Origin of the sequence: Spirosoma sordidisoli (genome assembly GCF_004138325.1) — a bacterium.
Taxonomy (GTDB): Bacteria; Bacteroidota; Bacteroidia; order Cytophagales; family Spirosomataceae; genus Spirosoma; species Spirosoma sordidisoli.
In genome coordinates, this window is record NZ_SBLB01000001.1 from 16,465 (window position 1) to 29,773 (window position 13,309).

General features: G+C 52.7%; 15 protein-coding genes and 1 tRNA gene. 4 read left to right on the top strand and 12 right to left on the bottom strand.

Going from position 1 to position 13,309, the window contains the following annotated elements; genetic code table 11:
- Positions 1–60: 60 nt before the first annotated feature.
- The 6 genes from recG to EQG79_RS00090 all read right to left on the bottom strand — a co-directional run bounded on the left by recG (position 61) and on the right by EQG79_RS00090 (position 5,819).
- Positions 61–2,169 (bottom strand): ATP-dependent DNA helicase RecG, encoded by a 2,109-nt coding sequence (recG, locus tag EQG79_RS00065; protein WP_129598614.1) that lies wholly within the window; start codon positions 2,167–2,169, stop codon positions 61–63.
- Between the two features lie 84 nt (positions 2,170–2,253).
- Entirely contained in the window at positions 2,254–3,678 is a 1,425-nt protein-coding gene (locus EQG79_RS00070) for a DUF5723 family protein (protein ID WP_077919890.1), read from the bottom strand.
- A 167-nt stretch (positions 3,679–3,845) separates the two neighbouring features.
- Complete coding sequence (locus tag EQG79_RS00075; protein ID WP_077919891.1) at positions 3,846–4,448, bottom strand: NifU family protein; 603 nt, start codon at positions 4,446–4,448, stop codon at positions 3,846–3,848.
- Positions 4,449–4,605: 157 nt separating this feature from the next.
- Complete coding sequence (gene rpmA, locus EQG79_RS00080) at positions 4,606–4,899, bottom strand: 50S ribosomal protein L27 (RefSeq protein ID WP_077919892.1); 294 nt, start codon at positions 4,897–4,899, stop codon at positions 4,606–4,608.
- Positions 4,900–4,979: 80 nt separating this feature from the next.
- Entirely contained in the window at positions 4,980–5,297 is a 318-nt protein-coding gene (gene rplU, locus EQG79_RS00085; RefSeq protein ID WP_077919893.1) for a 50S ribosomal protein L21, read from the bottom strand.
- A 72-nt stretch (positions 5,298–5,369) separates the two neighbouring features.
- On the bottom strand, positions 5,370–5,819 hold the full coding sequence (locus EQG79_RS00090) for a PaaI family thioesterase (RefSeq protein WP_077920095.1): 450 nt from the start codon (positions 5,817–5,819) through the stop codon (positions 5,370–5,372).
- Positions 5,820–5,949: 130 nt separating this feature from the next.
- Between EQG79_RS00090 and EQG79_RS00095 the strand changes: the two genes are divergently transcribed.
- The 3 genes from EQG79_RS00095 (at position 5,950) to EQG79_RS00105 (ending at position 8,247) form a co-directional block, all read left to right on the top strand.
- A complete protein-coding gene (locus tag EQG79_RS00095) occupies positions 5,950–6,711 on the top strand; it encodes a phosphosulfolactate synthase (protein WP_077919894.1) in 762 nt (253 codons plus the stop codon).
- A gap of 73 nt (positions 6,712–6,784) precedes the next feature.
- Positions 6,785–7,432 (top strand): DedA family protein, encoded by a 648-nt coding sequence (locus tag EQG79_RS00100; protein ID WP_077919895.1) that lies wholly within the window; start codon positions 6,785–6,787, stop codon positions 7,430–7,432.
- 65 nt (positions 7,433–7,497) lie between these two features.
- The gene (locus tag EQG79_RS00105) at positions 7,498–8,247 is read left to right on the top strand and encodes a shikimate dehydrogenase family protein (RefSeq protein ID WP_129598617.1); all 750 of its coding nucleotides are present in this window, start codon (positions 7,498–7,500) and stop codon (positions 8,245–8,247) included.
- 45 nt (positions 8,248–8,292) lie between these two features.
- Here the strand turns inward: EQG79_RS00105 and EQG79_RS00110 are convergent, their stop codons facing one another.
- The 5 genes from EQG79_RS00110 to EQG79_RS00130 all read right to left on the bottom strand — a co-directional run bounded on the left by EQG79_RS00110 (position 8,293) and on the right by EQG79_RS00130 (position 12,502).
- The gene (locus EQG79_RS00110) at positions 8,293–9,066 is read right to left on the bottom strand and encodes a glycoside hydrolase family 25 protein (RefSeq protein ID WP_170315635.1); all 774 of its coding nucleotides are present in this window, start codon (positions 9,064–9,066) and stop codon (positions 8,293–8,295) included.
- A gap of 95 nt (positions 9,067–9,161) precedes the next feature.
- Entirely contained in the window at positions 9,162–9,404 is a 243-nt protein-coding gene (locus EQG79_RS00115; RefSeq protein WP_077919897.1) for a hypothetical protein, read from the bottom strand.
- 124 nt (positions 9,405–9,528) lie between these two features.
- Positions 9,529–10,164 carry a peroxiredoxin gene (locus tag EQG79_RS00120; protein ID WP_077919898.1) on the bottom strand — a complete coding sequence of 212 codons (636 nt, stop codon included), beginning with the start codon at positions 10,162–10,164 and terminating at the stop codon, positions 9,529–9,531.
- A 165-nt stretch (positions 10,165–10,329) separates the two neighbouring features.
- Complete coding sequence (locus EQG79_RS00125; RefSeq protein ID WP_077919899.1) at positions 10,330–10,995, bottom strand: response regulator transcription factor; 666 nt, start codon at positions 10,993–10,995, stop codon at positions 10,330–10,332.
- Between the two features lie 4 nt (positions 10,996–10,999).
- Entirely contained in the window at positions 11,000–12,502 is a 1,503-nt protein-coding gene (locus EQG79_RS00130) for a sensor histidine kinase (protein ID WP_240699235.1), read from the bottom strand.
- Between the two features lie 157 nt (positions 12,503–12,659).
- On the opposite strand from EQG79_RS00130, the gene EQG79_RS00135 reads away from it, so the two are divergent.
- A complete protein-coding gene (locus EQG79_RS00135) occupies positions 12,660–13,148 on the top strand; it encodes a DUF3299 domain-containing protein (RefSeq protein WP_129598625.1) in 489 nt (162 codons plus the stop codon).
- Between the two features lie 64 nt (positions 13,149–13,212).
- Here EQG79_RS00135 and EQG79_RS00140 read toward each other — a convergent pair.
- Positions 13,213–13,286: transfer RNA gene (locus EQG79_RS00140), tRNA-Ala, on the bottom strand.
- Between the last annotated feature and the right edge of the window lie 23 nt (positions 13,287–13,309).

Consider the following 13,309-nt stretch of genomic DNA (forward strand, 5'->3'; position numbering starts at 1 on the left):
TTCTGCAAAAAGCCCAACCAGACATTCTGGTTGGGCTTTTTTATGCGGATAAGTATACCATCAGGAAATTCGCCCCCAGTTACTCTCCGTCTTGCGGAGGCTCTCGATATGATTTCGAATAGGCGCATGCTGGGGCAACACCAGTTCCGGATCGTCCTGCAGAATAGCCTGTGCCGACTCCCGGGCAACGGCCAGAATGGCCCCGTCTTTGGCCAGATCGGCAATCATCAGATCCATCACCCCGCTTTGCTGCGTACCGGTCAGGTCGCCGGGGCCGCGCAGTTGCAGGTCCACATCCGCAATTTCGAAACCGTTATTGGTCCGCACCATGGTTTCCAACCGGGTTCGGGTGTCGGTACTGAGCTTGTAGCCGGTCATCATGATACAGTACGACTGATCGGCGCCCCGGCCAACCCGTCCGCGCAACTGGTGCAGCTGCGAAAGGCCAAACCGCTCGGCACTTTCGATGACCATAACACTGGCGTTCGGCACGTTTACCCCTACTTCGATAACCGTAGTGGCTACCATGATTTGGGTTTCGCGGTTCAGAAATCGTTTCATCTCGTCGTCTTTCTCGTACGGCAGCATCTTGCCGTGCAGAATGCCGATCTCATAGGTTGGCCGGGGAAAAGCTCGCTGCATACTTTCGAAGCCGTCCATGAGGTCTTTGTAGTCCAGCTTTTCCGATTCTTCGATCAGCGGGTAAACCACGTACACCTGCCGGCCCAGCTCCAGCTGCTGACGCATGAAGCCGAATACCTCGGCACGGTGCTTGTCGAATTTATGAACGGTTTTTATCGGTTTACGTCCTTTTGGCAGCTCGTCGATCACCGACACGTCGAGGTTACCGTATAGGGTCATGGCCAGCGTACGCGGAATAGGCGTGGCCGTCATAACCAGAATATGCGGGGGTACCGTTTCGTTCTTTCGCCAGAGTTTAGCCCGCTGCGCCACCCCAAAGCGGTGCTGTTCATCGATAATACACAGCCCCAGATTTTTGTACTGAACAACGTCTTCGAGGAGGGCGTGGGTCCCGACCAGAATATGCATCTGGCCCGACTGCAACTCCTGGTGTAGCACAGCCCGTCGTTTTTTATTCGTCGAACCCGTTAGTATGCCAATGTTAAGCCCCATGGCATCGGCAAAGGGCTTCAGTCCGTTGTAGTGCTGATCGGCCAGAATCTCGGTGGGTGCCATCAGGCAGGCCTGCGCGCCATTACCAATCGCCATCAGACAGGCAATGAACGCTACAATAGTTTTGCCGCTTCCTACGTCACCCTGCAACAGCCGATTCATCTGTTTTCCGGTCAGAAAATCAGCGTAGATTTCCCGAATCACCCGCTGCTGCGCCCCGGTCAGTTCGAACGGTAACAGTTCATTGTAGAAATGCTTCATCAGCGTGGTGTCCCTGAAAATCTGACCGGGAAATTCCTCTTTCTGAATCAGCTTATTTTTAATCAGCCGCAGTTGATTGTAGAATAACTCCTCAAACTTGAGCCGCCGTTGGGCCTGTTTAAGCCAGCCCTGGTTCTGAGGCAGATGAATATTCCAGAGTGCTTCCCGCTTGCCGATGAGCCGGTATTTCTGAATCAGCTCTTCGGGTAAGGTTTCATGGATATGCGGCCAGGCTTGTTCCAGCAGGATCCGCATCATTTTCCCGATCAGCTTACTGTCGATGTGCCGCTTCCGCAGTTTATCGGTAAGGTTGTATACCGGAAAAAATCCGGCCTCATGTTCACCGCCCGTGGCCAGGTTGTCGAGTTCGGGGTGTACAATGCTGAACTGCCCGCTGAATGACTGCGGTTTCCCGTAGGCAATGTACTCGCCATTGCGCCGGAGTGTCTTTTCGATGTAGGTGATCCCCTGAAACCATACCAGGGTCATGCTGCCGGTGCCATCGGTAAAATTGGCTACCAACCGTTTTTTGGGGCCCTCCCCCTCCAGGTACCAGTCGCGAAGCCGACCGCGCACCTGCGCCGACGGCATCGAGTCCATCAGTTCGCTGATGGTATAATACCGCGACCGGTCATCATACCGAAAGGGGTAGTACTGGATCAGGTCACCGTAGGTAAACAGATTCAACTCTTTATTGAGGAGTTCTGTGCGCTGCGGTCCTAAGCCTTTGAGGTAGAGAAGGGGCGTATCAAAAAATGTGGCTCGCTCGGTCATGCGTGACCCATCAAATGGCGTTAAAACATCGCTATTTGATCAAATTTACGCAATTCTAAGCAAACTAGTCAACCAGGAGAGGTTTCAGTCTTCGTCGGTCCGGCCAATGCCGAAGGCAACACCGCCGTAGACATCAAGCCCACGGGGCCGGATTCCGTTCGATCCGTTCCCCACCAGCCCCAGAAAATTGTCAGTACCCAGCCAGGCTGGGCCAACCCGCAGCGAAGCGCCCGCCATCAGCCCCCGGTTGAGATAGAGCACCGGCAGGGCCACACTCACCAGACGGGTGTCATAGCGGGGCGTGATGGCTAGTAGTGAAGGCTGGTGTACCGACTGCGCACCGGCAGACCGGACATCCTGAAAATACGTAATGTTCAGCCCGGCGCCCCGCGGGCTCTGATAATCCCAGGTGAGGTTGAGCGACGTAGGCAGCCCCGTACGAAACTGATTCTGGTCTGGACTACGGCCCGTGTTGAATTTATCCTGAATGATCCGCGCGATCTGCAGCGTACCGGCCGTGTTATTGAAGTCGCTGCTTCTAAATTGCACGGGCTGTTGCTGCACCGACGAATAATCGTATTGTTCGCCTTTGTAGCGTATGCTACCGATGTCGGTCAGGGCCAGCCCAATCTGCCAGGCCGGACTGTCGGTATCGTACTGGCTGATATAGGTCAATCCCAGATCGAGCCCGAACCCGCGGCCCGGAGACGATGGACTCAGCAGTGTACTGGGCGTAAGCGTGCGGTTCTGCAAAAAGGTCGTGTAGCTCAGCGTAGCGTCGAGTCGGTTGACCTCCAGGATGGCGCTGTTCGGCTGGTCAGGATCGGCAATGACGCGATAGTCGAGCCCCCGGTTAATGAGACTTTGTGCGTTATATCCCAGCAACACCTTGGCCGTAGCTCCCAGCAACAGCCGTCGACCATCGGCTTCGAGTAACGTACCGGCGTAGGTAAGCCCAACTTCCGAATAGGTACTGGTATTGACACTAAACTGGTTATCGCTACTCGGTATGCCATACAGGGCACCGTCTTCCAATCCCGCCCGGATTGCGGAGAGCAGAGACTGCGACGCGCCCGTCACCTGCCCAATGGCCCGAAAACGGGTGGTTACGGCAAAAGCACTGCCTTCATTGGTTTTGACCAACAGAGAAGGCCCCCGAACCTCTCCCCACAACGTACCATTTTTGCGTCGACCGTCCAGATTCTCGCTGGTGTAGTCAGACTCGAAGCGCACCGATCCATCGGGTCGCCGGTACTGATCGGGTACAGTGCCGGTTATCAACCCAAGTAGTGAGAACGGAGCCTGATAGCGAACGTAATTATTGTCGACGTGCAGGTTGGCCACGAAACCGTTCAGGTATACCCGGTTTTGTGCATCGGCCGCTAAAGCCGGGTTGATATACAGTCGATTGGTACCACCCTGGCGGCTGGTCGATATACCCAGCATATTCTGGGCGAAACTGGCTGTGGACGTTACAAAAAACGCCCCCAGCATCAGCGAAAACTTCATGCAGTGGCAGGTTGAATGGGAAACTGTCATGCAAAGTAAACGCGAATTACTGAGGGCTGTTCGGCTCGTGTCAGTTTTATCGAGTAAGTGGAAACCGAAGTATAACCCAACGAATAATACCTGGTATCATACCAAGGTATATAAATCCGCGGACCATCTGGCTCTGGTTATACGCCTTCTGCCTCCACCAGTTTCACTTCCGGCACCAGACGGGTCAGCAGATTTTCGATACCTGCTTTGAGGGTCAGCGTAGACGACGGGCACCCGCTGCATGAGCCCTGTAGCTGCACTTTCACGGTACCGCTGGGTTCGTCGAATGAATAAAAATTGATAGCTCCTCCATCCGACTCGACCGCCGGCTTGATATACTGATCCAGTACGGCTTTGATCTTCTGAACCGTTTCGGAGTCCATGTCAAGCTTGGCCGAGTTGGTATCCATCGTACGCTGGGCAAACACAGGTTTCTGTTCGCTGAAGTACTCTTTCAGAAACAGCTTCACTTCAAACATCACCTCGTCCCAATCGGTCTCTTCATCTTTGGTTACGGTGATGAAGTTAGCCGAAATGAACACCCGCCGTACAAAGTCAAACCCAAACAAAGCGACGGCCAGGGGCGAATGCTTGCCATCAACGACCGCTTCGGCGGGGGTGGCATAATCGAACGACAGTCCGGCCGGCACAAGCTCAAAATTGACCACGAACTTCATCGAGTTCGGGTTCGGGCTTCCTTCTGTGAAAATGGAAACAGGGCGGTTCAGTGCAGGATTCATATCTTATCTGGTTTATAGTCTGGTTTGGCGTACCTGGCCGGCCACCGGAATGGCTGGCGCTGCATGGCTAACAGCCAGGGCGTTTTTTTAGTTTTTGACCGTAAAAAAACCCGCCTGACTAAAGCCAGACGGGTTCAATTTCATCGATAAACGTGACTTATTCAGCAGCAACCGGTGCTGTTTCAACAACCGACGGACCGGCCGGAACGATGTCAACGTACGAACGGCTATCGCGGCCGGGACGGAACTTAACGGTACCATCGACCAGGGCGAACAGCGTATAGTCTTTACCCAGACCTACGTTTTTACCCGGATGATGTTTCGTACCGCGCTGACGAACGATGATGTTGCCGGCAATGGCCGACTGGCCACCGAACAGTTTCACACCCAAGCGTTTGCTGTGCGAATCGCGGCCGTTTTTGGAACTACCTACACCTTTCTTGTGTGCCATTTTTCTGGAGTTTTTTTATTTTCAGAGTTTAGCCCGCCGGAAATTTATTCTCCGGTAGCCGGACTCGAAAACGCAGTACCTTAAATAGTGATGTCTTCAATCATGACCTTAGTCAGGTACTGACGATGGCCGTTTTTCTTTTTGTAGCCTTTACGACGCTTCTTTTTGAAGACGATAACTTTCTCGCCCTTCAAATGCTCGACGATTTTGGCGGATACCGTCGCTCCAGCGACAGTAGGTGCACCGATGGTGATGCTACCTTCGTTGTCAACCAGAAGAATTTTCACCTGGTCGGAGGCAAGCGCAGCGTCCACATCGCCCTCTAACCGGTGGGTATAGATGGAACGACCCTTCTGGATCTTGAATTGCTGCCCTGCGATCTCTACGATTGCGTACATGATCTGTGTGTAAATTGGAAATTAGGGTGCAAAAGTAATTTATTTTCGGCACAGACACAAACAAATGCCGGGCTAAATACCTGGTTTTACCGAGGTTTGAATAAGATTAGTGGCACATTTGGCAATAACCTTCCCATCGGCCGCCACAATCCGGCCTTCGCAGTGAATAATGTTTTTGCCGGCCCGCAGCACCTGAGCCGTGGCCGTTACCGTATCGCCCAGCCGGGCTGCATGCAGAAAATCGACGTTCAGATTGACCGACGTATAAGCATATTCGCGTCCCAGCGTAAACACGGTCGCCCCGATCAGGTCATCCAGTATGCCGGCAGCCGCCCCGCCGTGTAGCACACCCGCCGGGTTGGTCATATCTTCCCGGATGGTATAATCAGCCGTAAGCTGTCCCGCTTCGGCGGATCGGATGATTCCGTTGAGCCAGCGGCCAAACGGCGAAATACTGGCCTGCATGTCGCGCCCGATCATGGAGCGAAATAAATCAAGACGTGGGTTAACGGGATTGTCCATATCCGGCAAAAATAGCACTAAACCAAGCGAAACGCTTATCTGGCTTGATTAATTATGGACTTTCTTGGGAGTAATAGACGAGTTATGCTACTTTTGGGCGATTTTACAGATGCCTATTCAATTGAACCGAATGAACTATACGCTTACGCAACTTCCCGACCGTACCGCCAAACCACGTAATAGTGGGCTGACCATGGTTATGGACAAGGGGTTGAGTCTACGCGAAGTAGAAGACTTTCTGTCCACTTCCGCCGACTACGCTGACATTATCAAACTAGGCTGGGCTACTTCTTTCGTTACCCCTCATCTTAAAGAAAAACTGGCAATATACCGCTCTGCTGGCTTACCCGTATACTTTGGCGGTACGCTGTTCGAAGCCTTCGTGGTCCGAAAGCAGTTTGACGATTACCGGAAACTGCTCGACAGGTATGACATGCAGTACGCCGAAGTATCGGACGGATCGATCGAGATGGAGCAGGATGATAAGTGCAACTACATTCGCCAGCTCGCCACCCAGGTAACGGTACTGTCGGAGGTGGGTTCCAAAGATGAAGCCAAGATCATTCCGCCCTACAAATGGATCCAGCTGATGAAGGCTGAACTGGCGGCTGGCGCCTGGAAAGTAATCGGCGAGGCCCGCGAAGGGGGTACCGTTGGTCTTTTCCGGTCGAGCGGTGAAGTTCGGCAGGGGCTGGTCGAAGAAATTCTTACCCAGATTCCGTTCGAGAGCATTCTGTGGGAAGCTCCCCAGAAAGAGCAGCAGGTCTGGTTTGTCAAACTACTAGGGGCTAACGTTAACCTGGGCAACATTGCTCCCCACGAGGTCATTCCGCTCGAAACGATCCGGCTAGGACTTCGGGGCGACACTTTTTCCCATTTTCTTGACAAATAAGACCCTGTTTACAGGATTGGATCGCCTGGCGCGGTCATAGCCTTTCTAAACCTGTAGGCCGAAAACTCCACTTATGGAACTCATCAAATCACTTCTGGATTTCCTGCTTCACTTGGATCGGTACCTCGACTTGTGGGCTAATGAATACGGGATACTGCTGTATGCCATCCTATTTCTGATTGTATTCACCGAAACGGGTCTGATCGTGATGCCCCTCCTGCCGGGTGATTCGCTGCTTTTTGCTGCGGGCGCCCTGGCCGCACGAGATACCAATGAATTAAGTGTGTGGGTGATCATTCCGCTGCTGATTGTCGCGGCTCTCCTGGGTGATAACGTCAACTATTTTGTGGGCAAGTTCCTGGGTAACCGGATCAAATCCCGCGAACGAATCCTGTTCTTTAAGCGCGAGTACATCTCCGAAACCGAGAAGTTCTATGCAAAATACGGAGGCCGCACGGTCATCATTGCCCGGTTTATCCCGATTGTGCGCACCATTGCGCCTTTCGTTGCCGGCGCAGGCAGCATGAACTACGGCACCTATATCCGTTTCTGCATCGTTGGGGCCGTCTTGTGGGTATTCAGCATTACGCTGCTGGGCTTTTTCTTCGGCAACTTCCCCATTGTTCAGAAAAACTTTGAGCTGGTTGTTTTCGGTATCGTTGGTCTCTCAATCATGCCAATCGTTGTTGAGTTTGCCAAGAAGCGTTTACGCAAAGGGTGAGTAACAGGGGTTTTATCGGTGCTTTTGCCCTTTATCCAAAACACCATGATAAAACCCCTCCTCTCATGCCTCGTTACGGTCTCATCGGGTACCCGCTTACCCACTCGTTTTCCCAGCGGTATTTTACCGAGAAATTTGCCCGCGAAGGCATCGCTGACAGCCGGTATGATCTGTTCGAGCTTCCGGCAATTGACGGACTGACCGACGTATTACAAACTCCGGATCTACGCGGCCTGAACGTAACGATTCCGCACAAACAGGCCGTACTCCCCTACCTGGACCGGCTCGATGCATCGGCCCGGAAAGTAGGGGCGGTCAACGTTATCAGGCTCGAACAGGATGGCTCACGTACGGGCTATAATTCCGATTACTACGGCTTCAAGACCTCGCTCAGCAACTGGTTCTATGAGCTGGGCATCAGCCTTCTGTCCTATAACGGCCAGGCACTCGTGCTGGGGACCGGTGGCGCATCCAAAGCCATAACAGCGGCCCTGACCGACCTGAAGATTGCTTACCGGCTCGTTTCCCGTCACAAATCGCCCGAGACGATTACCTACGATGAGTTGCCAACCTTTATCCATAATTACCGGCTTATCATCAACTGCTCACCCGTCGGTACCTATCCGCACACGGACGAAGCACCCGATCTGCCGTACGGGCAAATTACCGACTGGCATCTGTTTTATGACCTGGTCTATAACCCGGCTGAAACCTTGTTCATGAAGCTGGGACACGAGCGTGGCTGCGCTACCCATAATGGACTGCGTATGCTGGAACTGCAGGCCGAAAAAGCCTGGGAAATCTGGCAGAGTTAGTTACTGGCCACGGCCAGCCTGAACGCTACGGCCTGATGCGGCAATTCATAGACAGATATCGCTGAGCCGGTCCTCGTCCATCACGAACACGTTGAAGTCGACCCGACCGCGAATACCCTGTACCCAGCCGCTCTGGCTATGCTGCCACAGATAAAGCTGATCAGAATCGTATTGCCGCAGGTGCGTGGTTGAATAATCCGCAATCCAGAGGGGATAATCGTTGAAGTTGCCCTTAATGTACCGGCGGTACAAATTGCCGTTGGTGTAGATCATGGGCCTAACGTTATAATGGTCTTCGATGGCTTCGAGCCACTGCCGCAACCCGTCAATGATGACGACGTCTGATTGCCCGTTTGTGACTTCAAAATCAACGACCGGTACGAAATCGCCTTCGCCCAGTTCAACCGTCCTGATGAAGTTATTGGCCTGTTTGATGGGGTCGCGGGTAGGGTGGTAAAAGTGGTAGGCGCCCCGACGCAGGTTCGATTTTCTGGCTTCGCGCCAGTTTTTGGCAAACTGTTTGTCGCTTAAGGTAGCACCTTCTGTGGCTTTGATAAACACAAACTGGAGCCGCACTCCCTCGGCTTCCATGTCCCGAACCCGCTTCCAGTTGATTCGGTCATTGTGCCGCGATACGTCGATACCGTGAATACCGAAACGCATGGGAAGCCGAATACCAAAGGCGGATACGTGCCGCCAGTCCATCTGGGCTTTCTGTCGCGACCGGAACCACCAGCCAGCCAGCAGCAAAATCAGACTGCCGGCTATCCAAAAGCCATAACGCCGTAAAATAATCTTACCCAGAACGCGGGACTTCATGCCATTCAAAAACTAGGAGCTCGCAAATTACGGCTTTAAAACGAATGTAGCCCGAACGGCAACGTCCGGGCTACAGGATGAAGGGCATACTTGATCTAATCGCTGCCTTCCAGTTTAACCACTTTATTATAGAGGCCCAAGATAAGAATGGGAGCTGCCCACTGCCCAACCAGCAGCGCTTCATGCCGTTTGCCACTGGCGTAAACAGCCGCTGCGGCTGCCAGGGCCCCCAAGCCACCCCACAGGAACAGGTCAGACGGCAATTTGGCGGTCTGTTGTTCAATGGCCTCAGCTACTGGTCCCTCATCATGTTGCGGATTCAAATTTCTCTTTGCCATAACGTTGATGTTAGTTTGGTTGCTACAAAATTCCTAACCGGCAGCCGGGCATATTGTTCAGGGGGCAATCAGCCTGTTTGCCACCGGCAAATCGACTAACCGCCCCCTGAACAGGCACTGTTTATTACTTATTTGGCTGCGGGGTAGTGCGCAGATAGGGCTTCACAAACGTTACCCCTTTAGGAAATTTAGCGTCCAGCTGATCGTTGGTTACGGCGGGCGTAACAATCACGTCCTCACCGTCCTGCCAGTCGGCGGGAGTTGCTACCTGGTAGTCGGCCGTTAGTTGCAGCGAGTCGATAACCCGCAGCAGCTCGTTGAAATTACGGCCGGTAGAAGCCGGGTAAGTCAGCGTCAGCTTGATTTTCTTATCCGGTCCGATCACGAATACTGAGCGAACGGTCGCCTTCTCGCTGGCATTCGGATGGATCATGTCATAGAGCGTAGCTACGGTCCGGTCGGCATCGGCAATAATTGGGAAATTCACTTCTGATCCAGTTACGTCTTTAATATCTGGCGTCCAGCGGTTGTGCGAATCGAGATCATCGACCGATACGGCTATCACCTTGACGTTACGCTTACCAAACTCATCTTTGAGCAAAGCTGTCCGGCCCAGCTCTGTGGTACAAACGGGTGTAAAATCAGCCGGGTGTGAGAACAGCATGCCCCAGGACGTGCCGAGCCATTCGTGAAAGCGAATCCGGCCCTGGGTTGTATCAGCCTCAAAATCAGGGGCAATGTCTCCTAAGCGAAGTGACATAAGTTAATGGGGTTTTAGTTAATAAACTCTATCAATTAAATATATTAAACCAAAAAGGATAAAACCGGCTTTGGACCGGTTTCACAGGGCAAACGTAGAAAAGTTTTGTGGAGTTCGTTCACACCAGAAAGGTCTTTTTTTGGGACCTTTCTGGCTCATGTATCATTAGATCAATTTCTCTTCGACGGCCATGCGTACCAGCTCGGCCGCATTACGTACCTGGAGCCGACGCATCATATTAGCCCGGTGGTTATCGACAGTCCGAACGCTGAGTTGCAGTTTCTCGGCAATTTCGCGGCTGCTCATTCCATCGATGAGATAGTGCAGAATCTCCTTCTCCTTATTCGACAGCTTCGACTGGCGCTCGACCCGGCTGTTTTTCTCGCTTTTTTTCAGCTGCTGCATATAGCCGCTCAAAATAATCGATGCTACGGGTGAACTGTAATACTTTTCGCCTGAGGCAATGGTCCGGATGGCTTTGATCATTTCATCGGACGACGAGTCTTTCAGGATATAGCCATACGCACCAGCCTCTACCGAGCGCAAGATATAATCTTCGTTATTGTGCATAGACAGCATCAGCACCCGCACCTGCTTATAGTGTTTGCTGATCACCTGTGTTGTCTGGATACCTGACATGCCGGGCAGCGAGATATCCATCAGGATGATGTCTGGTAATTGCGCTTTACCATTTTCTTCGGCCAGATGAGCTTTGAGCTTCTCCAGTGCTTCTTCGCCGTCATTGGCTTCGTCGATAATCTCCAGCCCTTCGGCCTGTTCAAGGAGTAACCGGATTCCATCGCGAACAATGGAATGATCATCAACGAGCATCAATTTAGTAATTGTCATAGTGCGCAGGTTGCGTTTTATAGGGGATACTGACCTGTACTTTGGTCCCTTTCCCTGGTGTTGAGTGAATTTTAAACTTTCCGTTGAGCAGGTTGACCCGCTCCTGCATGTTATGGATTCCTTGAGAAGGAGTCCTTTTTTTACCGGCAGGTTGCAAGCTGGGTTCCACGGGTTCGTTCCCGTTTTCGGGAACAGCCCCCCGACCAGCTACCCGGAACCCCCGACCATTATCGGCCACAGTTAAGTATAAAACGTTTTCACGCTCAAGCAGTTCAATTCTGACCTGAGTTGGCGAAGCATGTCGGATGGCGTTGCTAATGGCTTCCTGCGTAATACGGTAGAGGGTGATCTCCAGATTACGATCCAGACGGGGCATGCTGGGCGTCAGATTGGTAACGAACGTGACGTCTACGGCTTCGCTCCGGTCGTGTTCGGCCAGCATTTTGATGGCAGGCGCAATACCGAAGTCGCTAAGTACGCTCGGCATCAGATTATTAGAGATGGTGCGGGTTTCCTGAATGGTCTGGGTAACGAGGGTCTTGAGCGTGCGCAGGTTCTTGCTGTAGGGCGCTTTACCCAAGCTCTCGGCTCCGTTCAGCCGGTTTAGGCTGGCCTCCAGCCCTTCGAGCTGCAGCTTGATGGCCGTCAGCATCTGCCCCAGCCCATCGTGTAAATCGCGCGACAGTCGTTTGCGCTCTTCTTCCTGCCCGGCAATGAGCCCCGAGGTTCTGATCTGCTGTTCGTGGATCCGCTGCTGGTATTGCAGTTTGGTAGCTTCGTAGAGCTTCTGTCGGGTTTCTTTCAGCGATTTGTTCGCACTGATCAGCTTTCGGTTGGCGGCTGTTGTCTGGTTCTGGGCCTCGACCAGCTGCATAAAGGTTTGCCGAAGACGCCGGGCTGCCGGTCTGAAAATCAGTCCCCCTATCCCGATCAGCACCACTACCGTAAAAATGTACAAATAGAGCTCGACCGCCTGAAGCCAGGCCAGTTTTGACCGCAGTTCAGTGGTATAAACACGCACAATTCCGTCGATCTCCTCCAGAAACGGCTTCTCATTGGCCAGGAGCAGATTCAGACTGGCCTGCGCGTCTGGCCGTTTCAGGTCGTCGGGCTCCCGGAGGGTAATCAGTTGCCGAACGCTGCGCTGGTACGCTTCAAACTCGGGCCGAATTTCTTTGTATAGCTTTCGAACTGTCTCGGAATTAGGGACAGATACGTCCCGGTCAACAACTTTTCCTTCGCGGCCTTCCAGATGATACTGCTCAAACTTGACAAAAACCTGCTGGATCTCGGCTACTTTTCGAGCGAAGCTGACGGGCTGGCTGATCCGGCTTAGCTGGAGCGCCTGCTTGACAATCTGCTGACTCTGATGGCGTTGGAGGGCAGTATAGCGAATTATCCAGAGCTCATTCTGGAAGGCATGAAGTCGCCACTGCGTCAGGCCCTGCCCTGCGGTGAGCAGAACGGCCAGCGTAATCAGCAGGGTCATGTACAGTCTCGTGAACCGTACGGGAATTGCCGCGCTATCTTTTGTGTTATCGTTGAGTAAATCGGACACAATAAGGCCTGAACGAACAAATTGAGTCAGTAAAAGTAATCTTTTTACGTAATTTTACCGTAATCCTTATCAATAAGTGCCCAACACTATGCATCGGCTACTCATCGCATTATTCGTCGTTTCTCTGTCGGCCACGGCTTTTCGTCCGCTGTCGCCCGCTCTCCCGACCCATGTTTCGGCTGCCCCGACGGCGGAGCCGGTCAAACTATCGTGGGAGGCCCTTCGTGACGTAACCTTTAAGAAGAAATGGTACGCCGAAGAATCGGTGTATATGCTTTATCCGACGTTTGGGGCGGGTATTCAGAAGCTCAACGGGAAAGCTGTTGAACTGACCGGCTACGTACTGCCGGTCGATCTGGAAACGAATACCTACGTGCTGTCAGCCTTTCCCTTCAGTGCCTGTTTCTTCTGCGGGGGCGCCGGTCCGGAGTCCGTCGTATCGTTGAAGTTCAAAAAAGCAGGTAAGAAATTCAAAACCGATGAGCGCCGTACGTTCCGGGGTACGCTGAAGCTCAACGCCGATAATATTTACGAACTGAACTACATCCTGTCCGACGCCGAAATGATCGAAGGCTAAGCGCAGCGAATCATACCAAACAAAAAAACCACTCATCACGAGTGGTTTTTTTGTTTTCCAGGGGTGGAGAATATCGGATTCGAACCGATGGCCTCTACAATGCCATTGTAGCGCTCTAGCCAACTGAGCTAATCCCCCGGGCGTTTTTGTGGGTGCAAACA